This window comes from Ruegeria sp. ABD4_443, assembly GCF_056160865.1.
In genome coordinates this window covers 38716-63922 of sequence record NZ_JBSWYA010000001.1, presented here as the reverse complement: position 1 = coordinate 63922, position 25207 = coordinate 38716, and the positions used below count along the sequence as shown (strand labels likewise).

23 protein-coding genes are annotated in these 25207 nt (G+C 60.3%); 13 read left to right on the top strand and 10 right to left on the bottom strand.

From position 1 onward, the window contains the following. Positions 1 to 7: 7 nt before the first annotated feature. Positions 8 to 3427, bottom strand: coding sequence for an indolepyruvate ferredoxin oxidoreductase family protein (locus tag ACXAG8_RS00315; RefSeq protein ID WP_475221279.1), 3420 nt, complete (start codon positions 3425 to 3427; stop codon positions 8 to 10). 167 nt (positions 3428 to 3594) lie between these two features. Between ACXAG8_RS00315 and ACXAG8_RS00310 the strand changes: the two genes are divergently transcribed. From ACXAG8_RS00310 to grxD, 7 genes are all read left to right on the top strand, one after another. Beyond that, the gene (locus ACXAG8_RS00310; protein WP_475221278.1) at positions 3595 to 4503 is read left to right on the top strand and encodes a LysR family transcriptional regulator; all 909 of its coding nucleotides are present in this window, start codon (positions 3595 to 3597) and stop codon (positions 4501 to 4503) included. Positions 4504 to 4782: 279 nt separating this feature from the next. Beyond that, positions 4783 to 7038 carry a mechanosensitive ion channel domain-containing protein gene (locus ACXAG8_RS00305; RefSeq protein WP_475221276.1) on the top strand — a complete coding sequence of 752 codons (2256 nt, stop codon included), beginning with the start codon at positions 4783 to 4785 and terminating at the stop codon, positions 7036 to 7038. Between the two features lie 68 nt (positions 7039 to 7106). Then, a complete protein-coding gene (locus ACXAG8_RS00300) occupies positions 7107 to 8219 on the top strand; it encodes a BamA/TamA family outer membrane protein (protein ID WP_475221275.1) in 1113 nt (370 codons plus the stop codon). A gap of 89 nt (positions 8220 to 8308) precedes the next feature. Next, a complete protein-coding gene (purL, locus tag ACXAG8_RS00295) occupies positions 8309 to 10468 on the top strand; it encodes a phosphoribosylformylglycinamidine synthase subunit PurL (RefSeq protein WP_475222382.1) in 2160 nt (719 codons plus the stop codon). Between the two features lie 133 nt (positions 10469 to 10601). Continuing rightward, positions 10602 to 10838, top strand: coding sequence for a BolA/IbaG family iron-sulfur metabolism protein (locus ACXAG8_RS00290; RefSeq protein ID WP_475221274.1), 237 nt, complete (start codon positions 10602 to 10604; stop codon positions 10836 to 10838). A gap of 43 nt (positions 10839 to 10881) precedes the next feature. Then, positions 10882 to 11172: a hypothetical protein gene (locus tag ACXAG8_RS00285; RefSeq protein WP_475221273.1), complete on the top strand. Its 291-nt coding sequence runs from the start codon at positions 10882 to 10884 to the stop codon at positions 11170 to 11172. Further along, complete coding sequence (gene grxD, locus ACXAG8_RS00280; protein WP_475221272.1) at positions 11159 to 11521, top strand: Grx4 family monothiol glutaredoxin; 363 nt, start codon at positions 11159 to 11161, stop codon at positions 11519 to 11521. Before ACXAG8_RS00285 ends, grxD begins: the two co-directional genes overlap by 14 nt. 7 nt (positions 11522 to 11528) lie before the next feature. Here grxD and ACXAG8_RS00275 read toward each other — a convergent pair whose 3' ends face one another. The 3 genes from ACXAG8_RS00275 to ACXAG8_RS00265 are packed head-to-tail and all read right to left on the bottom strand — an operon-like array spanning position 11529 to position 13128. Continuing rightward, positions 11529 to 11879 carry an MliC family protein gene (locus ACXAG8_RS00275; protein ID WP_475221271.1) on the bottom strand — a complete coding sequence of 117 codons (351 nt, stop codon included), beginning with the start codon at positions 11877 to 11879 and terminating at the stop codon, positions 11529 to 11531. Next, complete coding sequence (locus ACXAG8_RS00270; protein ID WP_475221270.1) at positions 11876 to 12271, bottom strand: cell division protein ZapA; 396 nt, start codon at positions 12269 to 12271, stop codon at positions 11876 to 11878. The genes ACXAG8_RS00275 and ACXAG8_RS00270 overlap by 4 nt, the downstream gene beginning before the upstream one ends. Continuing rightward, positions 12271 to 13128 carry a hypothetical protein gene (locus ACXAG8_RS00265; protein ID WP_475221268.1) on the bottom strand — a complete coding sequence of 286 codons (858 nt, stop codon included), beginning with the start codon at positions 13126 to 13128 and terminating at the stop codon, positions 12271 to 12273. The genes ACXAG8_RS00270 and ACXAG8_RS00265 overlap by 1 nt, the downstream gene beginning before the upstream one ends. Positions 13129 to 13364: 236 nt before the next feature. On the opposite strand from ACXAG8_RS00265, the gene tkt reads away from it, so the two are divergent. Beyond that, a complete protein-coding gene (gene tkt, locus ACXAG8_RS00260; RefSeq protein ID WP_475221267.1) occupies positions 13365 to 15389 on the top strand; it encodes a transketolase in 2025 nt (674 codons plus the stop codon). Between the two features lie 34 nt (positions 15390 to 15423). Here the strand turns inward: tkt and ACXAG8_RS00255 are convergent, their stop codons facing one another. Together ACXAG8_RS00255 and ACXAG8_RS00250 are read right to left on the bottom strand one after the other, a co-directional pair. Then, positions 15424 to 16224 (bottom strand): thioesterase family protein, encoded by an 801-nt coding sequence (locus tag ACXAG8_RS00255; RefSeq protein ID WP_475221266.1) that lies wholly within the window; start codon positions 16222 to 16224, stop codon positions 15424 to 15426. A gap of 87 nt (positions 16225 to 16311) precedes the next feature. Then, positions 16312 to 17271 carry a DUF808 domain-containing protein gene (locus tag ACXAG8_RS00250; RefSeq protein WP_475221265.1) on the bottom strand — a complete coding sequence of 320 codons (960 nt, stop codon included), beginning with the start codon at positions 17269 to 17271 and terminating at the stop codon, positions 16312 to 16314. A 181-nt stretch (positions 17272 to 17452) separates the two neighbouring features. On the opposite strand from ACXAG8_RS00250, the gene gap (ACXAG8_RS00245) reads away from it, so the two are divergent. From gap (ACXAG8_RS00245) to gap (ACXAG8_RS00235), 3 genes are all read left to right on the top strand, one after another. Beyond that, positions 17453 to 18454 (top strand): type I glyceraldehyde-3-phosphate dehydrogenase, encoded by a 1002-nt coding sequence (gap, locus tag ACXAG8_RS00245; protein WP_475221264.1) that lies wholly within the window; start codon positions 17453 to 17455, stop codon positions 18452 to 18454. A gap of 71 nt (positions 18455 to 18525) precedes the next feature. Next, complete coding sequence (locus ACXAG8_RS00240; protein ID WP_475221263.1) at positions 18526 to 18669, top strand: hypothetical protein; 144 nt, start codon at positions 18526 to 18528, stop codon at positions 18667 to 18669. Positions 18670 to 18762: 93 nt separating this feature from the next. Beyond that, the gene (gene gap / locus ACXAG8_RS00235) at positions 18763 to 19767 is read left to right on the top strand and encodes a type I glyceraldehyde-3-phosphate dehydrogenase (RefSeq protein ID WP_475221262.1); all 1005 of its coding nucleotides are present in this window, start codon (positions 18763 to 18765) and stop codon (positions 19765 to 19767) included. On the opposite strand, the gene coaD is transcribed toward gap (ACXAG8_RS00235), so the two are convergent. The 3 genes from coaD to ACXAG8_RS00220 all read right to left on the bottom strand — a co-directional run bounded on the left by coaD (position 19759) and on the right by ACXAG8_RS00220 (position 21736). Beyond that, a complete protein-coding gene (gene coaD / locus ACXAG8_RS00230; RefSeq protein WP_475221261.1) occupies positions 19759 to 20250 on the bottom strand; it encodes a pantetheine-phosphate adenylyltransferase in 492 nt (163 codons plus the stop codon). The genes gap (ACXAG8_RS00235) and coaD overlap by 9 nt on opposite strands. Positions 20251 to 20335: 85 nt before the next feature. After that, positions 20336 to 20773: a CBS domain-containing protein gene (locus tag ACXAG8_RS00225; RefSeq protein ID WP_475221260.1), complete on the bottom strand. Its 438-nt coding sequence runs from the start codon at positions 20771 to 20773 to the stop codon at positions 20336 to 20338. A 60-nt stretch (positions 20774 to 20833) separates the two neighbouring features. After that, positions 20834 to 21736, bottom strand: a complete 903-nt coding sequence (locus tag ACXAG8_RS00220; protein ID WP_475221259.1) for a LysR family transcriptional regulator — start codon at positions 21734 to 21736, stop codon at positions 20834 to 20836. Between the two features lie 128 nt (positions 21737 to 21864). Here ACXAG8_RS00220 and ACXAG8_RS00215 point away from each other — a divergent pair, with 128 nt between their 5' ends. Then, positions 21865 to 23364, top strand: coding sequence for a CoA-acylating methylmalonate-semialdehyde dehydrogenase (locus ACXAG8_RS00215; protein ID WP_475221258.1), 1500 nt, complete (start codon positions 21865 to 21867; stop codon positions 23362 to 23364). A gap of 210 nt (positions 23365 to 23574) precedes the next feature. Next, positions 23575 to 24159: a L,D-transpeptidase gene (locus ACXAG8_RS00210; RefSeq protein WP_475221257.1), complete on the top strand. Its 585-nt coding sequence runs from the start codon at positions 23575 to 23577 to the stop codon at positions 24157 to 24159. 65 nt (positions 24160 to 24224) lie between these two features. Here ACXAG8_RS00210 and ACXAG8_RS00205 read toward each other — a convergent pair whose 3' ends face one another. Next, positions 24225 to 25070: a class I SAM-dependent methyltransferase gene (locus ACXAG8_RS00205; RefSeq protein ID WP_475221256.1), complete on the bottom strand. Its 846-nt coding sequence runs from the start codon at positions 25068 to 25070 to the stop codon at positions 24225 to 24227. Between the last annotated feature and the right edge of the window lie 137 nt (positions 25071 to 25207).

The window sequence follows — 25207 nt, the reverse complement described above, 5'->3', positions numbered from 1 at the left end:
TGACGGTTTACTCGGCCGCCGCCTTCAACTCTGGCCCTCCGCTGCGAATAACCGCCAGCAATTCCTCGCGCCGCTTGGCCGCCTTGGCTTCGTTTGCAACCAGAACGGGGCCAAAGCCGCGAATGTCCAGTGGCAAGCGCGCCAGGGCAACCACCGCATCGCGGGTTGCCGGATTGGCCTGGGAAAGAACCTCTTTCATGTCGGCCTCGTATTGCCGGATCAAAGCGCGTTCCATCCGCCGTTCGGCGCTGTACCCAAAGATGTCCAGCGGCGTGCCGCGCAGTTTCTTCATGCTGGCCAATATGCGCAAAGGCCCCAGCAGCCATTCACCGAATGCCCGCTTTTTCGGGCGCCCGCTTGCGCCGGGCTTGTTCAGGAAGGGAGGTGCCAGATGGAAGGTCATCTTGAACGCGCCGTCAAATTCCTGTGCCGCCTTGTCACGGCTTGTCAGCAACAGGCGCGCCACCTCGTATTCGTCCTTGTATGACAACAGCTTGTGATACCCCAGCGCAACCGCCGCGCGGATATCGGCATCCTCGATAGCGTCCACCAGCTTGCGGTACCTGCGGGCCAGACGCCCGCCCTGATAATCGGTCAGGTGCTGCGTGCGGGTTTCGACGTCCTGGTCCGCACTGCGCGGCAGGTCCGTGACGTTCGGCGCAACGATCCCTGCGGCCTCGGCGGGGTGAAGAACAGCCCAGCGACCGACGTCAAAGGCGCGCTTGTTGCGGTCAACTGCGGCACCGTTCATTTCAATCGCCCGAAGGATCGCATCATGGCTGACCGGCAGCAGACCGCGTTGCCACGCCGCGCCGAAAACCATCATGTTCGAATAGATCGAATCGCCCATCACCGCGCGGGCCAGTTCGGTCGCATCAAACAAGGCCAACCCGTCCTTCAGACGGGCCTCAAGCGCAAGCTCCAGCCGGTCCGAGGGGATGCTGAATTCGGTATCGCGGGTGAAATCGCCGGTGATGATCTCGTGGCTGTTGACCACGGCACCGGTCTGACCGGTCCGCGTCAGGCCCAGGGTCTTGGCACCGGCCGAGACGACAAGATCACCGCCAATCAGCGCATGCGCTTCGCCCGTCGCCACGCGAATGGCACTGATATCCTCGGGCGCATTGGCAAGGCGGCAATGGATATGAACCGCGCCGCCCTTTTGGGCCAGACCGGCCATTTCCATCATTCCGGCCCCTTTGCCGTCGATCTGCGCCGCCTGGGCCAGAACCGCACCGATGGTCACGACCCCGGTGCCGCCGACCCCGGTGATGACGACGTTATGCGTGCCGTCGATCACCGGCAGATCAGGCTGGGGCAAATCCGGCAGATGCAGGTCGGTGGTCGCCTCTTTGCGGATCTTGGCGCCTTCGAGCGTGACAAAGGACGGGCAGAACCCGTTGAGACAGGAAAAATCCTTGTTGCAACTGGACTGGTCGATCGCGCGTTTGCGGCCCAGTTCGGTTTCCTTGGGAACGATCGAGACACAGTTCGACTGGACACCGCAATCGCCGCAGCCTTCGCAGATATCAGAGTTGATGAACACGCGTTTATCCGGGTCCGGGAAGGTGCCGCGTTTTCTGCGCCGGCGCTTTTCGGCAGCACAGGTCTGTACGTAAACGATGATCGATACGCCTTTGATTTCCCGAAACTTCTTCTGGACTTCTTCCAGTTCGGAACGCTCGAATGTCTGAACGCCCCCCGGCAGGGATTTGAGGTCGATATCCTCTTTTTCGTCATAAACCACGGCCACGTCGCGCACGCCCATGGCCTTGACTTCGTTGACAATTCGCTCGGCGGTCAATCCGCCTTCGTTGTCCTGCCCGCCGGTCATTGCGACCGCATCATTGAACAGGATCTTGTAGGTGATGTTGGTTCCCGCCGACAACGCGGCGCGGATCGCCTGAACGCCCGAGTGGTTATAGGTGCCGTCGCCCAGGTTCTGGAAGACGTGGTCCGTGGCCGAGAACGGCTCTTCTCCGATCCAGTTCGCGCCCTCGCCGCCCATCTGCGTGAAACCGGTGGTGTTCCGGTCCATCCACTGAACCATGTAATGGCAGCCGATCCCGGCATAGGCGCGACTGCCATCCGGCACCTTGGTCGAACTGTTATGCGGACATCCCGAGCAGAAATAGGGCAAACGCGCCGCGATTTCTTCGGCATTGTCGGCCCGGCGGGCCTCGGCCAGGCTGGCCAGACCGGCGCGCACACCGTCAGTGTCGCGCCCCTCTTCCACCAGAATGCCACCAATCTTTTCGGCAATCATGATCGGATCCAGCGCGCCGCGGGTCGGGAACAGTTCCTCGCGGTGCAACGCCCCGGCACCGCCCTTGTACCAGCCATAGACGCGCCGCCCGCGGCGGTCGTCAAATATGGTCTCCTTGACCTGAACCTCGATCAGCTTGCGCTTTTCCTCGACGATGACAATCAGGTCCAGACCTTCGGCCCATTCGTGGAACCCTTTCATATCCAAAGGAAATGTCTGACCGATCTTATAGGTCGTAAGGCCCAGACGCTCGGCCTCGGTCTCATCGATATTCAGTAAGGACATGGCGTGGACAAGGTCCAGCCAGTTCTTGCCGGCCGCCGCGATGCCGATCTTGGCTCCGGGTTTCCCCCAGACCCTTTTGTCCATCTTGTTGGCATGGGAAAAGGTCTCGGCCGCAAAGCGTTTATAGTCGATGATCCGCGCTTCCTGCAGGTGCGGCGTATCGCCCAGCCGAATATTCAAACCACCGTCGGGCATGTCGAATTTGGGCGCGACCAGTTGCACCCGGTCCGGGCGGCCATCAACGACCGAGGTGACCTCGATCGTGTCTTTCATCGTCTTCAGCCCGACCCAGACACCGGCAAACCGGCTGAGCGCAAACCCGTAGATGCCGTAATCCAGTATCTCTTGCACCCCTGCCGGGCTGACAACAGGCATGTACATGTCCACCATGGACCATTCAGACTGATGCAGAACGGTCGAGCTTTCGCCGGTGTGGTCATCGCCCATCGCCATCAGCACACCGCCATGTTGCGCAGTGCCTGCCATGTTCGCGTGGCGCATGACGTCCCCCGAACGGTCGACGCCCGGCCCCTTGCCATACCAAAGGCCGAACACCCCGTCGAACTTGCCATCGCCGCGCAGACCCGCCTGCTGGCTGCCCCACAGGGCGGTTGCGGCCAGATCCTCGTTCAGACCGTATTGAAAGACCACGTCGCTTTCGGCCAGTTGCTTTTGCGCGCGCGACATCTGCAGATCGACCGCCCCCAACGGCGACCCCCGATACCCGGTCACAAGACCCGCAGTATTCAGGCCCGCGTGGCGGTCCCGTTCCTTTTGCAGAAGCATCAGACGGACAAGCGCCTGCGTCCCATTCAAAAGCACCGGGCTTTTGGATAGATCGAACTTATCGTTTAGCGAAATCTTCGGCTGACTCATCTGACGCCTCCCCGTCAAATTAGTGTGCTGTATTTCACATCATTTTAGGTCATAAATTCTGACCTGTATAGCAAATTTCCCATATTCCTGAGCGTTTTCAGTGTTTGATTGTAGAAATTGTTACCTCTTTCATATAGGCGTGCCGAAGAATAACGAAAGTTGCGAACATGGACTGGGACAAGCTCAGAATATTTCACGCGGTCGCTGATGCCGGCAGTCTGACCCATGCGGGTGACAAGCTGAATCTGTCACAATCCGCGGTCAGCCGCCAGATTCGCGCGCTTGAGGAATCGCTGGCGGCCACCCTGTTCCACCGTCATGCGCGGGGCCTGATTCTGACCGAACAGGGCGAATTGCTGTTTGATGCCACCTCGGCCATGTCCAAACGACTGGACACCGCCGCCGCCCGTATCCGCGACAGCGAGGATGAGGTGTTCGGCGTTCTGCGCGTGACCACCACATTCGGGTTCGGCACCCTTTGGCTAGCCCCGCGCCTGCCCAAACTGTACGAACAATATCCCGACCTCAATATCGACCTGATGCTCGAAGAACGCGTGCTTGATCTTCCCATGCGCGAGGCCGACGTGGCCATCCGCATGAAAGAACCCAGCCAGGCGGACCTTGTGCGCAAGCGCCTGATGACCATTCAGATGATGCTGTACGCCACCAAGGACTATCTTGAGGCCCATGGCGGCGTCCCCAAGGCGCTTGAGGATATTTCGCGCTATCGCCTGATTTGCCAGACACCCTCTGCCCCGCAGGTCGGCGTCGGGGCCACAATGGTTCGGCATCTGATGACCTATGAACCCAGTTCCCTGCTGACCGTGAACAACTATTTCGGGGTGCTGCAGGGCGTGTTGCACAATCTCGGCATTGGCGTTCTGCCCGATTACGTGACCGACGACTTTCCGGACCTGGTCCCGGTTCTGTCCGATATCGAAAGCGCGGATGTCCCCGTCTACCTTGCCTATCCCGAAGAGCTTCGGCATTCCAAGCGCGTTGCAGCGTTCCGCGACTTTGTTCAGGAAGAAATCATTGCGCATCGCAAACAACTGAGGCAAATGGGAAAACTCTAGCTATGCGCCCACGGCATAGCGGACATGTCGCCATTGCGCCCAAAATTCCTTGATCAGACAAACTGTGATCCCTAAATGAGCACTCGAAGGCGGTGATGCTGAAACGCTCATCATCTTCATACCTCCCTGTTGGACTACGGCCGAGCTTTATGCTCGGCCTTTTTTTTGGCCCGCCCTGATACAGGGAATGCCCTCCGGGGTACAATTCTGCTGGGAAATTGGCGCCCGCCTCTCTATGATGCCGGAAAACAATAGATTTCTGACTTCGAGGGAAGCCCAATGTTCCACCTGACGCGTCTTATTCTGGCGTTGATACTTGCCGTCTTTGTCGCTGCGCCGTCTATCGCGCAAGTGCCCATGACGGGCACATCATCGTCAACACCCGCGCCCGCCACCGTTCCCGAGGATCTGACACCCGATCAGGTCGATGACCTTGTCGCCCGCATGTCGGACGATCAGGTGCGCGCGCTGTTGCTTGAACGGCTGGATGCCGTCGCCGCCCAAAAGACGGCGGCACCCGCCAAAAAAGGTCTGGTGACCCGGATCAGCGACACCGCGAACGGGCTGGTCGCATCCTGGCTGGATGTTATCAAAAAGATACCCAGTCTTGTGACTTTGCAATTCGAAGCGATTTCGAATTTTGCAACGACCTTTGGCGCTGCGGGCATGTTGACGCTGTTTGGTTTCGCGGCTTTGGCCGTGGCCATCGGTTTTGCCGCCGAAAAGCTGGTGGGTATGTGGACACGCCGCTGGATCAAGGCGGTTCCCGGCGATGCCGAGCATGACTTGCGCGGCGCGGTTCTGTTTCTGGTCCGCCGGTTCTGCCGCGAATTGCTGGGCCTTATCGTCTTTTATTACACGCTGGTCCTTGTTGGGCGTCAGCTTTTGGACCCCGAACAGATTGCCCAGGTTGCGCCTTTCGTGTTCTTCCTGATCTGGTTCCCACGGCTGGGGGCCGCGATCTCGCGCTTTGTGCTTGCGCCGGAAAGGTCGGAACTGCGGCTGGTGAATATTGACGACCATTGGTCAAAATACCTGCACCGCAACCTGATCGGTCTGTTCCTGCTGATCGGGTTCACCATGTTCATCATCCGGTTCAATACTCTGAACGGGGTTGAGATGAGCGAGACAAGGCTGGGCTTCTGGCTGAACACCTCCATTCACATCTATATCGGCCTGATCGCCTGGACCGCCCGCAGCGGTCTGAGCGACATGATGCGCGGCACAGACCCGGACCGCACCGAGTTTGATGAATGGGTGGCACGGATGTACCCCTATTTCGCAATCGGTGTGTCATTCGTCATGTGGCTGGTGGTTGAATACCTGTCCTCGACACGGGATCCGCAACTGGTCGCCATGGCGGCAGAGGGTGCCCATTTCGCGACCATGTTCTGGCTGTTGATCGCGCCTGCGCTGGATACGGTGATCCGCGGGCTGGTGCGGCATTTGCAACCCCCGATGCTGGGCGATGGACCGGTTGCCGAACGCGCCTATAAATCGACCAAGCGCAGCTATATTCGGATCGGGCGCGTTCTGGCCGGTATCCTGGTTGTCCTGATGATCGCCAATGCCTGGGACCTGGATCTGCAAGAGATTGCCGGTGCAGGGTCGGAATCGGGCGGCAAGGTGATCCAGTTCTTCATCATCGCCGCCATCGGCTACATCCTGAACGAGGTTGTCTCGCTCTGGATCAACCGCCGTCTGGCCAAGGAACAGACCGCAGCCGAGCAGAGCCCCGACGAAGAGGCTGGCGAAGGTGGCGGCTCGGGCGGGTCGCGCCTTGCAACTGTTCTGCCGCTGTTGCGGGTCACCGCACAGGTCGCAATCGCGGTGATCTTTACCCTGCTTGCGCTGGGCGCGCTGGGCCTTGATATCACGCCGCTTCTGGCTGGTGCTGGTATCCTGGGTCTGGCCATCGGTTTCGGTGCCCAGAAACTGGTGTCGGACATCGTGGGCGGCATCTTCTTTCTGGTCGATGACGCGTTCCGCGTCGGCGAATATGTCGATGTCGGCGGCACCACCGGTACGGTCGAGAAAATCTCGATCCGGTCGATGCAACTGCGCCACCACCGCGGCCCGGTACACACCATCCCTTATGGCGAAATTCAAAAGCTGACCAACTACAGTCGTGACTGGGTCATCATGAAGCTGAAATTCACCGTGCCCTTCGACACCGACCCCAACAAGGTCAAGAAGATCTTCAAGAAGATCGGTGCCGAGATGATGGCGGACGAGACCCACAAGGACGGGTTCCTGCAGCCATTCAAATCGCAAGGCGTGTTCGACTTTGACGATGTCGGGATGATCATCCGCGGCAAGTTCATGGCCAAACCCGGCAAGCAGTTCACGCTGCGCAAGGAAATCTTCAACCGGGTCAAAGCCGCGTTCAAGGAAAACGGGATCGACTTTGCCCGCCGCGAGGTTCGTGTTGCGATACCGGGGCTGGACGAGGCCGAAAACCTCAGCGATCAGCAAAAGGCCGCGATCGGTGCGGCCGCCGCTGACGCGGTCAACAAGGAACAGGGCCCGGCCTGAGGCCGCATGTCCCGCAAAGGCGCCGGGCCAGCCCCGGCGCCTTGAGTTGATTGAAAGGTAGGATTCCCGTGCGACGCCTGGTTTTGGCCCTGTCTCTGGCTGTTCTGGCTGTTGCGCCCGGCACCGCCTCGGCAGGGTCCAACACGGTTGAGCCCAATGTCGCCGCCTTCGACACCCCGCAGGATGACGCGGCGGTCGGGTTTGGCCAGGGGTCTGTCATCGTGGTGCCGATACCGTTTTCGGACCCCACCATCGGGTCTGGGCTGGCGCTTGCGGCGGGGTATCTTTTCACCATCGACGAGGGGTCCAAACCGTCCATGCTCGGGCTTGCCGCCCTACGGTCCAGCAATGGCAGCCAGGCTTATGGCGGGGCCGCGAATTTTGCGTTCGATGACAATCGCTGGCTTGTCGAAACGATGTTCGCAAAGGCCAAGATCAACTACGACCTCTATTCGTCACTGGGCCGCCTACCCGTCCGCCAGGACGGCAACCTGGCCCGTCTGGCGCTGTCTTATGGGGTGACACCGGATTTCTCAGCCGGCCTTGCCCTGCGATACCTTGACACCCAAATCGTTCAGTTCGGATCGGGGCAGCCCGCGATCCCGGACCCATTCGACCGGTTCCTGAACATGAAGATCGTGACACCGGCCCTTGTTGTCGACTGGGACCGGCGCGACGATACGATCTATCCGACCCGGGGCCTGAACCTCAGCTTTGAGCTGTCACACAGCTTTACGCTGGACGGGCTGACGGGCGACTATGCCAAGTCGTTCGTGAATTATACCCACTATTTCAACCCGATCCCCAAGGGTGTCATCGCAGCGCGGGCCTCGGTTTGCGCGGCGACATCGGAAACGCCGTTTTTCGATCAATGCTCGGTCGGCGGCACCGATGCGTTCCGGGGGTTCCCGGTGACCCAGTTTCTCGATTTCCGGTCGGCGTCATTGCAGGTGGAATACCGCCAGCAATTCACCAAGCGGATCGGCGCCGCAGCCTTTGGCGGTATTGCGCAAACCGGCGGCAGCTTTTCGGACCTGTCTGAAAACGGAACCCATTCGGCCTTTGGTGTCGGGGTCAGATACCGCGTGTCACAGAAATACCCGGTCGACTTTTCGGTGGACTGGGCCCGCAACAATCTGGATGAAGATCAGCTGTATATCTATGTCGGCCAGCGTTTCTGACCGGTCTGCGCGGGTTTGACCCTTCCCCCCGGCGCGCCCTTGCCCTAAAAGGCGCGCAATCTCGGCCACCCATGAGAACAGGACAGACGATGCAAGAGCCCGCCATCACACCCGATCTGATTGCTGCACACGGGCTCAAGCCCGACGAATACGAGATGATCCTTGAAATCATCGGGCGCGAGCCGACGTTTACCGAACTGGGCATTTTCTCGGCGATGTGGAACGAGCATTGTTCCTACAAGTCGTCCAAGAAATGGCTGCGCACCCTGCCGACCTCGGGGCCCCAGGTCATATGCGGTCCGGGTGAAAATGCGGGCGTGGTCGATATCGGCGACGGTCAGGCCGTGGTGTTCAAGATGGAAAGCCACAACCACCCGTCCTATATCGAACCCTATCAGGGCGCGGCAACCGGGGTTGGCGGCATCCTGCGCGATGTCTTTACCATGGGCGCGCGCCCCATCGCGTCGATGAACGCCCTGTCCTTTGGCGAGCCCGATCATCACAAGACCCGCCAGCTTGTAAATGGCGTGGTCGAAGGCGTCGGCGGCTATGGCAACTGCTTCGGCGTGCCCTGCGTGGGTGGCGAGGTGCGCTTCCACCCCGCTTACAACGGCAACTGCCTTGTGAACGCCTTTGCCGCCGGTCTGGCCGACAGCGACAAGATCTTTTACTCGGCCGCATCGGGCGTCGGCATGCCGGTTGTCTACCTTGGTGCCAAGACCGGCCGCGACGGCGTTGGCGGCGCGACCATGGCCTCGGCCGAGTTTGACGACACGATCGAAGAAAAACGCCCCACCGTTCAGGTTGGCGACCCGTTCACCGAAAAGCGCCTGATGGAGGCGACGCTGGAACTGATGCGGACCGGCGCGGTAATTTCCATTCAGGATATGGGTGCAGCGGGCCTGACCTGTTCCGCCGTCGAAATGGGTGACAAGGGCGGCCTAGGCGTGCGGCTTGACCTGGAAAACGTGCCCCAGCGCGAAGAGAACATGACCGCATATGAAATGATGCTGTCCGAGTCTCAGGAACGCATGCTGATGGTTCTCAAGCCCGAGCTTGAGGCCGAGGCCCGCGCCGTGTTCGAAAAATGGGATCTGGATTTTGCCATCGTTGGCGAAACCATCGCCGAGGACCGTTTCCTGATCGTTCACAATGGCGAAGTCAAAGCCGATCTGGTACTGTCAAAACTCTCCTCGACCGCGCCGGAATATGACCGTCCATGGGTGGCAACGCCCGAGGCCGACGAGCTGACCGAAGTGCCACAGATCGACCCGGTCGACGGGCTGCGCGCCCTGCTCGCCTCGCCCAACTATGCGGGCAAACAGTGGGTTTATGAACAATATGACACCATGGTCATGGCCGACACCGCCCGCACGCCGGGTCTGGGTGCGGGCATGGTTCGCGTACACGGCACCGACAAGGCGCTGGCCTTTACGTCCGACGTAACCCCGCGCTACGTGCGCGCCAACCCGGTCGAGGGCGGCAAGCAGGCGGTGGCCGAGGCGTATCGCAACCTGACCGCCGTGGGCGCCAAGCCGCTGGCGACCACCGACAACCTGAATTTCGGCAACCCCGAAAAGCCCGAGATCATGGGCCAGTTTGTTGGCGCCATTCAGGGTATCGGCCAGGCGGTCGCCGCGCTGGACATGCCGATCGTTTCGGGCAACGTTTCGCTGTATAACGAAACCGACGGTCAGGCGATCCTGCCGACCCCGACCATAGGCGCGGTTGGTCTGCTGGCTCATACGGATGAGATCATCGGCAACGAGGTCCGCGAAGGCCATGTTGCGCTGGTCATCGGCGAAACCAACGGCCATCTGGGTCAATCCGCCCTTCTGGCCGAAGTTTTCAACCGCGAAGACGGTGATGCGCCCCATGTCGACCTGGACGCCGAAAAGCGCAACGGCGAGTTCATCCGCGCCAACCGCGAGATGATCCGGGCCTGCACCGACCTCGGCGATGGTGGTCTGGCGCTGGCGGCGTTCGAACTGGCCGAGGCCGCAGGCGTCGGGGTGCATCTAGACGACGCGCCGACCGAGTTTTTGTTCGGCGAGGATCAGGCCCGCTATCTGGTCGCCTGCAACTTTGATCAGGCCGAAGCGCTGATGATCGCGGCCGGTCAGGCTGGTGTCCCGCTTGTTTCGGTTGGCCGTTTTACCGGCGACTGCGTGCGCATCGGCGGGTCCGAGGCCCCGCTTGCCGATCTGGCCGCCACCTTCCGCACCAGCTTTGCCGAGGCCGTCGCCTGACAGGCCGCGGAACACGTCACGAAACCCGCGCGTTCCAGCACGGGTTTCGGGTTTTCCCGGCGCTGCCATCTGACCCTTGCGCGCCCCGGCGCGCCGCTCTACATCTTGGGAAAGACCTTCAGGAGTGACCTACATGCCGATGAGCGCCCACGAGATCGAACACCTGCTGCGCGAAGCCTTTCCGGATGCGGAAATCCAGGTGGGCGGCCATGACGGTGTCCATATGGCTGCCATGGTCGTGGACGAAAGCTTTCGCGGCAAGAACCGGGTGCAACAGCAACGCGCGGTCTATGCGGCGCTAAAGGGCAAGATGGACGGCCCGGACGGCGAATTGCACGCACTGGCGCTGACGACGAAAGTGCCGGAATGATCCTGGCCCGCCGCCTTGTGACCCGTGCCTATACGGCCAGGACATGAGCGGCTGGGTTTTCTGGATATGCGGCATCGGCGGTCTGATCGTTGCCGCCGCGCTGATCGAAGCCTATGTGAAGCGGAACAGGAACCGAAACCTCGCCGACATGCGCCCCGACCCGGACAAGGTCAGCAAAGTTGGCGGCATTGAAAGATACGGGCTTGATCCGCTGGCCATGGCGCAGGCCGAACATCAAAGGCTCGAAAAGGACGGGTGGACCGCCACCCGGTTGGAAAACGAACCAAATGGCCCAAAAGCGGGCAAAGAGGACAACCAAGATGAGCGACGTTAAGACCCAGATCGACGAAACCGTCAAAGCCAATGATGTGGTGCTGTACATGAAAGGCACCAAGGAAATGCCGCAATGCGGGTTCTCGTCCCGCGTGGCCGGGGTGCTGAATTTCATGGGCGTGTCTTACACAGACGTCAACGTCCTGGCCGACGAAGAGGTGCGTCAGGGCATCAAGGACTATTCCGACTGGCCGACTGTTCCCCAGCTTTATGTCAAAGGCGAGTTTGTCGGCGGCTGCGACATCATCACCGAGATGACCCTATCGGGCGAGCTGGACACGTTGTTCGACGAAAACGGTGTCGGCTATGACAAGGACGCCGCGGACAAGATCCGCGAAGCCAACGCCTGAATGGGTTTTAGCGACTGCTACAGTCCCTGAGCACCACGCGTTCAGGGGCCGTGGCGGCCTGACCCTGATGGCTGATCGTGGCGTTCCAGCCTTTTGATCGCAGGATATACGTCCCCTCGCCGGCCACGGATTCATACCGAATTCCCGACCCGCTTTCGACCTGGCGCATCGGGATCAATTGCCCGTCCAGCATCATGGCCGCGGCACCGGGCCCGCCGGTTTCATTGAAATAGACAACCGACAATTCGGTGTTGTTCTCGCAGGTGAATGACACTGGCAGGATGTCAATTTCCGCCAGTGTCGCCGTTGCCGAAACCGAAAACAGGGCCGCGCAAATCGCTGTGTGCAGGCGGGTCATCCGGCCGCCTTTTCTTCGATTACCGATGCCAGCGCCTCGGCCTGGGCGGCCAGTTCCGCCAGCGTGTCCGTAACCGACGGCGGAACCACGGCGACCTCAACGCGTTCGGGCTCTGGCGGGGGCGCGCTGCGCAGGCGGGTCAGCTCTGCCTCGACCTCGGCCAGCTTGGCTTCGGTCGATTTGATGCGCTCATCAAAGGCTGCCGTCTTGTCGGCCAGCATCAGCCCAGCCATCAACAGCATCCGGGATTCCGGCATCCTGCCGATCTGATCGGACAGAACCTGCGCTTCGTCATCCAGCAACTTGGCCGCCGCCTGCAGAAACGGCTCTTCGCCTTCCTGGCAAGAAACTTCAAAGCCGCGCCCACCGATATGAATGGTTACCTCGGGCATTATTCCACCTCTCCTTCTGCAAGGCTGGCCTGGGTCAGCAAGGGTTCAAGCCGAGCCAGAACCGCATGGGCCTCGGCGGCGTCCGTTGCGCGGGCTGCGCGTGTCGCTTCCAGTTCGGCCGCGGTTGCGCGGTTCAACAGCTCGGCATCGGCAACACCGCCTTCGGCAGCCGTCCGCAATTCTTCGACACTTGCGTGCAATTCTTCGTTGGCTTTGCGCAGCCTCTGCAGATCGTCATCCAGGCGGGACATTGCCGCGCCATGGCTCTTGCGCTCGGCCCGCAACATCTCAAGCTCGCTGTTCAGTTCGGCAACCCGCTCGCTGTCGGCCAACTCGGATGCAAGGCGCGCGTTTTCGGCCTCAAGCTCTTGCGCCCTGCCCGCCGCAGACCGCAGTTGATCCAGTTCGCCGCGCAGGGCCTCGACCTCGTCGCCGTCAGCCTGTGCTGCGCGCAATGTCTCAACCTCGGCCTTCAGCGCTGCAAGCTCATCCTGGTTTTCCAGCGCGGCCTTGGCGTCGGCCAATTCGGCCCGCGCCGCCTCGACCGAGGCGAGCCGGGCCGTGGCCTCGGCCAGCTGTTCGCGCAACGTCGCGGTTTCCGCGTCATCGCCCGCAGATGCGCGCAGTGTTTCAAGATCGGCGCGCATGGCGTCGGTTTCCTGTTCATGCCGTTCTTTCAACGACTTCAGGCGTTCTTCCAGCTGGGCATTCGCCAGCCGTTCCTCATCAAGTGCGGATTGCAGATCGGGATCGGGCGCAGCCATTTCCGTGGGTGCGGCGCGCAGGCCATCTGCGCTTGCGCTGATCCGCTCCATCGCCGCAACGATACGCCGTTGTAATTCTTCAATCTGACTCATTGCCCCTGCCACCTCTTTACCAAGGTTCCTTGTGTCGCGCGGCGCGCCGAATCAAGACCCGCCATGCTGCGCCCTAGTCTAACGGAATGTTCCGGAAAATACCCACTCTTTGCTTTCAACGGCTTGAGCTGCACTCTTGAACCAATCACAAGGCCCGTCAGGTGGTTCCACTTGCACTTTGACCTCTGGATGGTATTGAGCCGACAATCTGCTTGTAATCCAAAGGAACAACGCCCGTGGACCTGACTGCGCTGCGCAATGCCAACCCCGAACACTGGGACAAGGCTGCGGCCATCCGCACCCTGACCCTTGACGCTGTCGCCGCCGCCAATTCCGGCCATTCCGGCATGCCGATGGGCATGGCGGACGTCGCAACCGTGCTTTTCGAAAAGCACCTGAAATTCGACGCATCAAACCCAAGCTGGCCGGACCGTGACCGGTTCATCCTGTCGGCGGGCCACGGTTCAATGCTGGTCTATTCGCTGCTCTATCTGACAGGCCACGCCGACGTCACCCTGGAAGAGATCAAGAATTTCCGCCAGTTGGGTGCGAAAACCGCAGGCCACCCCGAAAACTTCCTGGTCGACGGGATCGAAACCACCACGGGCCCTCTGGGTCAGGGTATTTCAAATGCCGTGGGCTTTGCCATGGCCGAGGAAATCCAGCGCGCCCATTACGGCAAGAAGATCGTCGATCACTATACCTATGTGATTGCAGGCGACGGCTGCCTGATGGAAGGCGTCAGCCAAGAGGCGATCACCCTGGCCGGACGGCACGAGCTGAGCAAGCTGATCGTGTTCTGGGACAACAACAACATCACCATCGACGGCACTGTCGATATTGCCGACCGTACCGACCAGGTCCGCCGTTTCGCGGCCTCGGGCTGGCATGTGATCGAGATTGATGGTCATGATCCCAAGGCGATCGACGCGGCCATCGTCCAGGCGAAAAAGTCGAACAAGCCGACCATGATCGCCTGCGAAAGCCATATCGCGCTGGGCCACGCGGCGCAGGACACCTCAAAGGGCCACGGCGCGCTGACGGATCAGGAACAACTCAAGGCCGCCAAGCAAGGCTATGGCTGGCCGCATGACGCGTTCGAAATCCCCGCCGACGTGAAATCGGCATGGGAAGCCATCGGTGCCCGTGGCGCCGCCGAGCGTGTCGCGTGGGAAGAGCGTTTCGCGCAAATCTCGGAGCGTAAGCAGGCCGAGTTCAATCGCGCCTATGCGTTTGAAGCGCCCAAGAAACTGGCCGGTGCGATCCGTTCCTTCAAGAAACAGATGTCGGAGGATCAGCCCAAACTGGCCACCCGCGCCTCGTCGGAAAAGGTTCTGAACGTTGTGAACCCGATCATGACCGAGACCGTGGGCGGCTCGGCCGACCTGACCGGTTCGAACAACACCAAATCGGCTGATATGGGTGTGTTCCTGCCCGAAAACCGCAAGGGTCGCTACATCCACTACGGTATCCGTGAGCACGGCATGGCTGCTGCAATGAACGGTATGGCGCTGCATGGCGGTATTCGCCCCTATGGCGGCACCTTCATGGCCTTTACCGACTATGCCCGCCCGTCCATGCGTCTGGCCGCGCTGATGAAGGTACCGTCTGTCTTTGTGATGACCCATGACTCGATCGGTCTGGGCGAAGACGGCCCGACCCACCAGCCGGTCGAGCATCTGGCGATTTCGCGCGCGACGCCGAACACCTATGTGTTCCGCCCCGCCGACACCGTTGAAACCGCCGAAGCCTGGGAACTGGCGCTGACCTTCAAGGACAGCCCCTCGGTTCTGTCGCTGACCCGCCAAGGCGTGCCGACCGTTCGCACCCAGCACAAGGGCAAGAACCTGACCGCGCAGGGCGCCTATGTTCTGGCCGAGGCCGAGGGCAAGCGTCAGGCCATCCTGATTGCAACCGGGTCCGAGGTTTCCTTGGCGATGGAAGCCAAAGCGATGCTTGAAGCCGAAGGCATCGGCACCCGCGTCGTCTCCATGCCCTGCATGGAACTGTTCGCCGAGCAGGACGAAGCCTATCGCAAGCGCGTTCTGCCCGCAGGCGCGGTACGCGTCGGCATCGAGGCCGCCGTGCGCGCCGGTGGCTGGGACCGCTGGCTGCTGGGCGAGCGTGGACGTGAAGCCAAGGCAGGTTTCATCGGCATGTCGAGCTTTGGTGCTTCGGCTCCTGCTGGTGAGCTTTACAAGCATTTCGGCATCACCGCCGAAGCGACCGTTGCCAAGGTCAAAGAACTTCTGGGGCTCTGAAAGCACAAAGCCCCGGTTTCGGCCGGGGCTTTTGTCAGACGAAGATGATCACCGACTGCATCCCGTCAACGACCAGATCGCCGTCGGCATTCCACACCCGCATGACCTGAGAGCTGTATCCATCATGACCTGCGGTCAGTTCATGCTCCATCAGCCACCAGCCATCACGGGTCTGAATATCCTCGGATAGCACGTTGAAAATCCAGTTCATTGACGAGTTGTTGCCCGGTTTTTTCAGAGTTGGAAAGATGGCAGGCGGCAACAGGTCGGCAATAGCAATCAGCCCTTCAATCCGGTCCCGCATCTGTACGTCCTTGTGACGCGCCCAGACGCGCACATACCCGCGCTCGGCCCCGGCGAATGGCCGCGCGCCTTCCAGCAACCGAACCTCGAAATTCTCCAGAAACGCGATGGGTGGTTTCGGAAGGTCCGGCGGAAAATAGTGATCGGTTGCCTCAGGCTCGGCCGCCGGTTTCGACGGAAACGAGAATGCGACGTGGCTGTTCTGGGCGTGACCGAAGGAAAATGTCCCCAGCGCGGCCACCTTGCCATCAATCTCGGCCCGGGTGTTGATGGTTGTCACGTTGCGGCCTTGCCGCAGAACTTCGGTTTCGATCAGCGGCGGTGACCCGATCGGTGCGGTGAAATTGATCAGTGCCGAGCGTAACGGCGGAAGGTCACTGACCCTTGCGCGGGCCGCGGAAAGAAGCAGGGCGGCGGAAAAACCGCCATAGGTGGTTCTGCCCTGCATCCAGTTCTGCGGAACCGGATAGCACATTCGACCGTCAGTATTTTCGGCAGCCTTCAGAACTTCGGACAAGCTAAGCTTGGACATCTTCTTCTCATACTCAGGAATCGCATGGAACCTTAGTCGGCTTGGATCGTCCAGCCAGCCCAGACCTCACGTCACTCTGAAATCCTGTCAGTGTTTTTTGGATGCGCCCAGCAAAGGTGCGATCAGCTTGGTCGCAACCGGGATCAGGACAAACCCGTAGGCCAGACCGAATATCCCGTCCATCGTAGCTTTCGAAATCCACTCGGCGGCTCCGACCCATTGTTCGGAAACCGAATGCCCGATAGCATGCGCCCAGTCATGGATATGATGCCCAAGCCAGCCAAAGCCCAGAACCTCCATCCCGTGGATGACGATTGATCCGCCAACCCACAGCATGGCCGCCGTGCCAACAATCGACAGGGTTTTCAGAACCGTCGGCATTGCCTTCACCAAGCCGCGCCCCAGGCCCCGCCCAACCGGTGTTGGTGCGTTCTGCGCAAGAAACAGCCCAACATCGTCCATCTTGACGATCAATGCGACCGATCCATAGACCGCCAGCGTTACGCCAAGGCCGACAACGGCCAGGGTCGCGGCCTGCATCCACAGGTTCGGTGCCTCGATTGCCGACAGGGCGATAGTCATGATCTCGGCCGACAGGATGAAATCCGTCTTGATCGCGCCCTTGACCTTCTGTTCCTCCAGATGGCCCGGATCGCGCACGCTCATGTCTTCGTCGATGACGTGACTGCCATGCGGGAAAAGGACGTGAAATATCTTTTCCGCGCCCTCGAAACACAGGTAAGAGCCGCCGATCATCAAGAGCGGCGTAATCAGCCAGGGTGCAAAATTGGCCAGCAGCAGCGCCACGGGCAACAGCAGGATGATCTTGTTGAACACCGATCCCCGCGCGATCCGCCAGATGATCGGCAATTCGCGTGCAGGCGCAAAGCCCTGAACATATTTCGGCGTGACCGCGGCGTCGTCGATAATCACCCCCGCGGTTTTGGCACCGGCCTTGCCTGCAGCCGCCACAACATCATCCACAGATGACGCCGCAACCTTGGCGATCCCCGCCACATCATCCAACAGGGCCAACAGACCGCTCATGCCGCTTCCTTTCCTTTCATCTGGTCGCAACCGGACCCTACCTGATCCCACGCTTAGCGCAAGCGTTAGCGCAATCGGCCCAGGTTTGCGCTAACACCTTAAAAATATGTCACTTTTCCCCTTTTGAGATTTCCGATTCACGGCTATATGGCCTTCAACGCAAGCGCATTGGAGACGTCAGATGACCATCAAGGTCGGTATCAATGGTTTTGGCCGCATCGGCCGCTGTACCCTGTCGCATATCGCCGCCTCGGGCCGGAACGACATCGAAGTGATCAAGGTCAACGCAACCGGACCTTTGGAAACCTCGGCGCATCTGCTCAAGTATGACAGCGTTCACGGGCGGTTCCCGCGCGATGTTTCGATCAATGGAAACACCATGGATCTGGGGCGCGGACCGATGGAGATGTTTTCGACCTACGATATGAACGAGCTGGACTGGGATGGCTGCGACGTCGTTCTGGAATGCACCGGCAAGTTCAATGACGGCCACAAGGCCAGGACCCACCTGGACCGCGGCGCGCGCAAGGTACTGTTGTCTGCGCCGGGCACGAATGTCGACAAGACGATCGTCTTTGGCGTCAACCACAACACGCTGACCGCAAATGACAACATGGTGTCGAACGGCTCGTGCACCACGAATTGCCTGGCGCCGCTGGCCAAGGTTCTGGACGAAGGCATCGGCATCGAACACGGCATCATGACAACCATCCACGCCTATACGGGCGACCAGCCCACGCTGGACCGACGCCACAGCGACCTGTACCGCGCCCGCGCCGCGGCCATGTCGATGATCCCGACCAGCACCGGTGCGGCGGCGGCCCTTGGCGAAGTTCTGCCGAACCTCAAGGGTCGGCTGGACGGCTCTGCCATCCGCGTCCCGACACCGAACGTGTCGGCGGTTGACCTGAGCTTTCGCGCCGCGCGCGATGTGACCGTGGACGAGGTCAACGCCGTTGTGCGCGAGGCCTCCAAAGGCCCGATGCAACGCGTCCTGGGTTATGAACCCGCGCCGCTGGTCTCGACCGATTTCAACCATACCGAGGAAAGCTCGATCTTTGCGCCGGACCAGACCCGCGTCGTCGACAACCGGATGGTGCGCGTGCTGGCGTGGTATGACAACGAATGGGGTTTCTCGGTTCGCATGGCCGATGTGGCCGCCGCGATGGGCCGCCTTAACTGACACCCGCTTGTCCGCTTGAACAGCTTGGCCCGCTCAGGTTATCTGGGCGGGCTTTTTCGTTCGAGGACATGATGACCAATCAACTCGCCATCTGGCTCGGGATTTTCATTCTCGGCGGGGTCATGCTGGACTATGCGGTCTTCGGCGCGGAAAACCTGTTGTTCCTGAGCAAGAAGCTTTTCGACTTTCTGGACTGGCTGGCCTTCTGGCGCTGACAGAGGTTTTGCTTGACTTTTACGCCCATCTGCATTTGTTAGCGCTAACTAGTTTTTCACCGAAGCCGCACGGCTCATCAGACGGAGCGTAACATGACCCTCAAACTGGCAATCAATGGCTTTGGACGTATCGGACGCGGCGTTTTGCGCGCCGTTATGGAAACCGGCCGCACAGATGTCGAGATCGTCGCCATCAACGATCTGGGCAAGCCCGAGATGAACGCACACATGTTCGAATTCGACAGCGTGCACGGCCGTTACCCCAACCCCGTTACCCTGACCGAAGCCGGCCTGGATGTCGGCGCAGGTCCGATCCGGCTGACCAGCGAACGCAACCCCGAGGACCTGCCCTGGTCCGATATCGACGTTGTTCTGGAATGTACCGGCGTGTTCCGCACCCGCGAAGCCGCGGAACGTCATTTCAAGAACGGCTCAAAGAAAGTGCTGATCTCGGCGCCTGCCCGTGGCGACGGCGCGGTAAAGACCGTGGTCTTTGGCGTCAATGACAACGAACTGACGGCGGCTGATACGGTTGTGTCGAACGCATCCTGCACGACGAACTGCCTGTCGCCGGTTGCCGCTGCGCTGGATGCCGGGCTGGGCATCCTGCATGGCAACATGACCACCGTTCACGCCTATACCGCCAGCCAGCCTGTGCATGACACTGCGGGCAAAGACCCGTACCTGTCGCGTGCGGCGGCCCTGTCGATGATCCCGACCACCACCGGTGCGGCTGCGGCTGTTGGGCTGGTTCTGCCGCAACTGGCGGGCAAACTGACGGGTCAGGCGATTCGCGTCCCCACACCCAACGTGTCCGTGGTCGATCTGGTGGCCGAGGTTTCGCGCCCCACCACCGAAGAAGAAGTCAACCAGCTGTTCGCCGATGCCGCCGCCAAGATCCCGGGCGTTCTGGCTGCGGAAAGCCGTCCGCTGGTCTCGATCGACTTCAACCACGATTCCCACAGCTCGACCGTTTCGCTGGCGGAAACCAAGGTCACCGACGGAACCCTGGTGCGCGTTCTGGCCTGGTATGACAACGAATGGGGTTTCTCGAACCGGATGCTGGACACGGCTGCCGCGATGGGCGCGCTATCCTAAGCGGTCACGCAACGCATCATTGACCAGGGGCGTGACAAACCGTGACACGTCCCCGTTCAACCGGGCAATTTCCTTGACCAGTTTGGACGCAATTGCCTGGTGGCGGGCCTCTGCCATCAGGAAAACGGTTTCAATCGAATCGTCCATCGCGCGGTTCATGCCAACCATCTGAAATTCATATTCGAAATCGGCAACCGCACGCAGGCCGCGTACGATGATCTGTGCGCCCACGTCGCGGGCGCAGTCGATCAACAGGTTCTCGAAAGGATGCGCGACGATCTCTGTTCCGGTCTGCTCGGTCAGATGGGCACATTCGGCCTCGATCATCGCGACCCGTTCCTCCAACGTGAACAGCGGACCCTTGTCCCGGTTGATCGCAACCCCGATCACAAGCTTGTCGACCAGCGCAGCAGCCCGTCGAATGATGTCGATATGGCCCAGGGTGATCGGGTCAAAAGTTCCGGGATATAATGCAACCCTCATCACGCCCTCCTGCGCAACAATATTTCTGCGCAAGCAAACACAATCTTGCCGCAGGTGCAAGTGGCGGCGGCGGGTCCGGCCCGGATTAGTGCCCCATGATCATGCCTTCAAGGGCGTCCTTTTCCATCGCCAATTCGGCCAGTTGTGCCTTGACAACATCGCCCAGCGTGACGATGCCGACCAAACGACCGTCTTCGACCACAGGCATGTGGCGAAACCGTCCATCCGTCATGCGGGTCATGATGTCCTGCACGGTGTCCTGACGGCTGGCGGTCACCAGCTCTTTGGTCATATAGGCGTTGACGGGTTCTTGCAGGCATCCACTGCCGCTGGCGGCCAATTCCCGGACGATATCCCGTTCCGACAGAATTCCGGCGGCCGTCTCCCCGCCATCCTGAGACACCACCACGGTCCCTATGCGTTTCTCGGCCAGGATTTTCGCCGCGTCGGACACGGTCGTATTCGGCTCGACCGTCACGACCCCATCTGTTGGCTTTGATTTCAGAATGGCCTGAACAAGCATAGGTAAAACCTCCGAAATTACTTTACGATAGTCAAAACGTTGCCGGATTGACGAAAGCTGTCAAGCCAGACCTTCGGCCTCCAGCCTGGTGATCTCGTCGCGGATGCCGCGGGACAGCACGTCGGCGAACCGGTTCAATCGCTGATTTCGCTGGTCGCCCTGGTGACGCACCAGGTAGAAACTGCGGGTCAGACTGACCTGATCCACCAGAAAACGTTCCAGCCCGGTATGAAACGGCAAGGTAAAGTCATGCGCCACGCAGATACCGGTTCCCTGTGAGACCTGGCGCAGCTGAACCGAGACCGAGTTCGAGGCCAGAGCCACCCGGTCGATCCCGATGTCGTTGAGGTAATCCAGTTCCCGGTCAAAGATCATGTCCGGTATGTACCCAATCATCCGATGGTCCGACAGGTCATCGACTTTGCGAATGGGGTCATGCTGGTCCAGATAGGCCCGCGTTGCCACAAGGTGCAGCTTGTAATCGCTGATCTTTTTCACCAGCAATTTCCCCGCCGTCGGCGCACTGACGGTCACCGCCATATCCGCCTCGCGCCGGGACAGGTTGATGATGCGCGGCAATGCCAGGATCTGGATATCCAGGTCGGGGTTGGCCTCTCCGATCCGCGCACAGACCTGCGGCAGCAAGTAGTTCGCACACCCGTCCGGCGCGCCAATGCGAATCTGGCCGCTAAGCGATTTGCTGGCCCCGGCCAAAGCACCGGTCGCGGCGCGCATCGCTTCTTCGGCTTGCAAACCGTGTTCAAGCAACCGCTCGCCGGCAGGTGTCAGCACATATCCCTGCTGCGACTTGGTAAACAGCACCGCGTTCATGGCTTGCTCCAACCGGGCGATTCGCCGACCGACCGTCGCCGGGTCGATTTTCAGAATACGTCCGGCAGAAGAAAGGCTTTCCTCGCGCGCGACGGATAGGAATATGCGCATGTCGTCCCAATTCGGCGTCATTTACTGGCGTCCTTCTTCGACCTTCCATCTTATCTTTGCATTTTTGCAAAGCTCTTTTGAAACATTGCCTCTGTTCGATATATTTCTGCAAGCCTATTGTGCCCTCAAATTCATCGGAGGAACCAGCAATGCAAGACCTGACCCATTACATCAACGGAGAGCTCAAGGCCGGGACATCCGGCCGGTTCGACGACGTGTTCAACCCCGCCACCGGCGAAGTTCAGTACAAATGCCCGATGGCCAGCGCCGACGAAACCACCGCTGCCATCGAAGCCGCCGCTGCGGCGCAACCGGCCTGGGGTGCGACCAACCCGCAGAAACGCGCACGCGTCATGATGAAGATGGTTGCGCTGATGAACCGCGACATGGACAAGCTGGCCGAAGCGCTGAGCCGCGAGCACGGCAAGACCATCCCCGATGCCAAGGGCGACCTGCAGCGTGGCCTGGAAGTGGTTGAATACTGCATTGGCGCCCCGCAGATGCTGAAAGGCGAATTCACCGACAGCGCGGGACCGGGCATCGACATGTATTCCATGCGTCAGCCGCTGGGTGTTGTCGGCTCGATCATGCCGTTCAACTTTCCCGCGATGATGCCGCTGTGGCACGTTGGTCCGGCACTGGCCTGCGGCAACGCCGTGGTCCTGAAACCGTCCGAGCGTGACCCCTCGGTGCCGCTGATGCTGGCCGAACTGTTCGTCGAAGCGGGCCTGCCCGCAGGTGTGTTTCAGGTCGTGAACGGCGACAAAGAGGCCGTCGACACCATCCTCGACAGCGAGATCATCCAAGGCGTCAGCTTTGTGGGTTCGACCCCGATCGCGCAGTATATCTATAGCCGCGCCACAGCGAACGGCAAACGCGCACAATGTTTCGGCGGCGCAAAGAACCACATGATCGTCATGCCCGACGCGAACCTGGACCAGGCCGCTGACGCCCTGATCGGTGCCGGTTTCGGCGCGGCAGGCGAACGCTGCATGGCAATCTCGGTCGCGGTTCCGGTTGGCGAAGAAACCGCCGACGCGCTGATCGAAAAGCTGATCCCGCGTATCGAGAAACTGAAGGTCGGCCCTTACACCGCTGGCAATGATGTCGACATGGGACCCGTTGTTACCGCCGCCGCCAAGGAACGTATCCTGGGCCTGATCAATTCGGGCGTTGAGCAAGGCGCGAAGTTGGTTGTCGACAACCGCGACTTCAGCCTGCAGGGCTATGAAGACGGTTTCTTTGTCGGCCCGCATCTGTTCGACCATGTCACCCCCGACATGGATATCTATACGCAAGAGATCTTTGGCCCGGTTCTGTCGACCGTTCGCGCCGGTTCGTATGAAGAAGCTCTGAAACTGGCGATGGACCACGAATACGGCAACGGTACCGCGATTTTCACCCGTGACGGTGACACCGCGCGTGACTTTGCCAGCCGTGTCAACATCGGCATGGTCGGGATCAACGTGCCGATCCCGGTTCCGCTGGCCTATCACACCTTTGGCGGCTGGAAGAAATCCATGTTCGGCGACCTGAACCAGCACGGCCCGGACAGCTTCAAGTTCTACACCCGGACCAAGACCGTGACGTCGCGCTGGCCGTCGGGCATCAAGGAAGGTGGCGAGTTCAACTTCAAGGCCATGGACTAAGCCTCTGGTCTGCAAGACAGCAAAAAACACAGAAATCGGCCCCCCGCGGGCCGATTTTTTTGGCATAAACATGCCGGTGCGCCGGATTGCCCGAAATCTCACGATAAATTCAGGGCGCGCCTCTGGATTTAGCGGGGCCAGCGCCATATTTTGCCCTCGAATTCCAGTTCGAGCAGCACATCCCCGGAGGCACCCTTGTCCCAGTTTCGCATGACCCGTCGCTCTGCCCTGTTCGGGGCGGCATCGCTGATCGCCACTCCGGCCCTTGTTCGCGCGCAAAGTGTGGACGCGTTTCCACAGGACGAAGACGCCATCAGCACCCAATTGCCGGTACGCCGGAACATCTCGTCTTTTTCACAGCAAAGCTGGCAGGATCATTTCGACGCATTGGGTGTGGGTTGCCTTCTGGCTGACATCACCAGCCGCGCCGTGCATTATTGGGGGCCGGACGGCACCTACAAGCTGTATCCCAGCTCGGTTCCCATGAGCGAGGAACTGACCAAACGCGGATATACCGAAGTGGTGCGCAAGCGCGAGAACCCAAGCTGGACACCGACCGCTTCGATGCGGGAACGCGACCCGTCGCTGCCAACCACCGTCGAAGGCGGCGTGCCCAACAACCCGCTTGGCACCCGCGCGATGTATCTTGGCTGGCCCGCCTACCTGGTGCATGGCACGCATGACACCCGCAAGATCGGACGGCAAAGCTCGTCGGGATGTATCGGGCTATACAACCAGCATGTCGAAGAACTGTACCCGCTGGTCAAGATCGGCACCAAGGTGCGCCTGGTCTGACCGGCGCAAATCGACACTGTGAATGACAAGGGGCAACGCAGGTTGCCCCTTTTGTTTTGTCGGGTTCAGATTTTGCGGACCCAGATGCTTTGGGCGCGCCCGTCCTTGAGAAACGGCAGCGCCTCGACCGCATCCGGGCGGGCCTGCTGCAGGAAATAACCCGGCCAAAGCATCTCGTAGGCTCCGGACTGCAACAGGGCATGCAACATGTATTGCTCGCCCCACCCCGGACAATCATAGAAAAAGCGTTTGGGGTATTCATAGGGCAGAAACACATCGTGGACATGGATCACGACCCCCGGCTTCAGGGCCGGGATGATCCGGCAAAACAGATGCGCGACATCGTTGCTCATGCGGACGACGTGGCTGGAATCGATGAACAGGATGTCCCCGGCCTCCAGTTCGGAAAACAGCGCCGGATCAACATCCTCAAGCCGTTTTTGTTCGAACCGGTCCACCACATGCGCGATATCCGCCCGCGGATAGGGATCGATTGCAGTGATCGTCGTGGTCAGTTCACCATCAATGATCGCCTGCCGGGTGACGCGGGTCGAATTTCCGCAGCCGACCTCGATCACGTGCTTTGGCTTATGGCGCCGCACCATCAGATACAGCGCGTCCGCGTCCGGGCTGTCGTAATAGCCGTTACCGGGGCGATATCCGGTCTGGTTGCGCGCAGGATCTTTCAACGCCTCCAACTCGGCCGCATGGGTTTTGTATTCGCCAGTCAACGCGCCAATATCAAAGGTCTCCATCCCCGGCGACAGGGCATAGGCCGGGCGGGTCAACCCGCCTGCCCGTTCAAAGGCTTCAAGCCGGTCGCGTTCCTCACGCTCGGTGCATTTGTCGATCAGCTTGACCCCAACGCGGTCCAAAACGGCATTGATCCGGGGAAATTTCCTGGGTTTCACGGCGCTCTCCGTTTTTGGGCGGTTTTCTCCTCGCTCCTTACCGCCGGTTGTGCGGGCTGCGCAAGAACCCCTGCCCCAAACCCTTGGCAAAAAGCCAATTTCCGTATTCACTGATCGGGCCAAAGAACGGGAGGTCC

Bases quoted from the DNA above. Each gene is read 5' to 3' on its own strand.
- ACXAG8_RS00265 (WP_475221268.1), bottom strand. From the start codon at position 13,128: ATGAGTCAGATTGAAGAATTACAACGGCGTATCGTTGCGGCGATGGAG.
- ACXAG8_RS00240 (WP_475221263.1), top strand. From the start codon at position 18,526: ATGACCAATCAACTCGCCATCTGGCTCGGGATTTTCATTCTCGGCGGG.
- ACXAG8_RS00220 (WP_475221259.1), bottom strand. From the start codon at position 21,736: ATGACGCCGAATTGGGACGACATGCGCATATTCCTATCCGTCGCGCGC.
- ACXAG8_RS00285 (WP_475221273.1), top strand. From the start codon at position 10,882: ATGAGCGGCTGGGTTTTCTGGATATGCGGCATCGGCGGTCTGATCGTT.
- ACXAG8_RS00290 (WP_475221274.1), top strand. From the start codon at position 10,602: ATGCCGATGAGCGCCCACGAGATCGAACACCTGCTGCGCGAAGCCTTT.
- ACXAG8_RS00275 (WP_475221271.1), bottom strand. From the start codon at position 11,879: ATGACCCGCCTGCACACAGCGATTTGCGCGGCCCTGTTTTCGGTTTCG.
- gap (WP_475221264.1), top strand. From the start codon at position 17,453: ATGACCATCAAGGTCGGTATCAATGGTTTTGGCCGCATCGGCCGCTGT.
- ACXAG8_RS00255 (WP_475221266.1), bottom strand. From the start codon at position 16,224: ATGTCCAAGCTTAGCTTGTCCGAAGTTCTGAAGGCTGCCGAAAATACT.
- ACXAG8_RS00315 (WP_475221279.1), bottom strand. From the start codon at position 3,427: ATGAGTCAGCCGAAGATTTCGCTAAACGATAAGTTCGATCTATCCAAA.
- gap (WP_475221262.1), top strand. From the start codon at position 18,763: ATGACCCTCAAACTGGCAATCAATGGCTTTGGACGTATCGGACGCGGC.
- ACXAG8_RS00215 (WP_475221258.1), top strand. From the start codon at position 21,865: ATGCAAGACCTGACCCATTACATCAACGGAGAGCTCAAGGCCGGGACA.
- ACXAG8_RS00225 (WP_475221260.1), bottom strand. From the start codon at position 20,773: ATGCTTGTTCAGGCCATTCTGAAATCAAAGCCAACAGATGGGGTCGTG.
- grxD (WP_475221272.1), top strand. From the start codon at position 11,159: ATGAGCGACGTTAAGACCCAGATCGACGAAACCGTCAAAGCCAATGAT.
- ACXAG8_RS00210 (WP_475221257.1), top strand. From the start codon at position 23,575: ATGACCCGTCGCTCTGCCCTGTTCGGGGCGGCATCGCTGATCGCCACT.
- ACXAG8_RS00310 (WP_475221278.1), top strand. From the start codon at position 3,595: ATGGACTGGGACAAGCTCAGAATATTTCACGCGGTCGCTGATGCCGGC.
- ACXAG8_RS00305 (WP_475221276.1), top strand. From the start codon at position 4,783: ATGTTCCACCTGACGCGTCTTATTCTGGCGTTGATACTTGCCGTCTTT.
- purL (WP_475222382.1), top strand. From the start codon at position 8,309: ATGCAAGAGCCCGCCATCACACCCGATCTGATTGCTGCACACGGGCTC.
- ACXAG8_RS00250 (WP_475221265.1), bottom strand. From the start codon at position 17,271: ATGAGCGGTCTGTTGGCCCTGTTGGATGATGTGGCGGGGATCGCCAAG.
- ACXAG8_RS00270 (WP_475221270.1), bottom strand. From the start codon at position 12,271: ATGCCCGAGGTAACCATTCATATCGGTGGGCGCGGCTTTGAAGTTTCT.
- coaD (WP_475221261.1), bottom strand. From the start codon at position 20,250: ATGAGGGTTGCATTATATCCCGGAACTTTTGACCCGATCACCCTGGGC.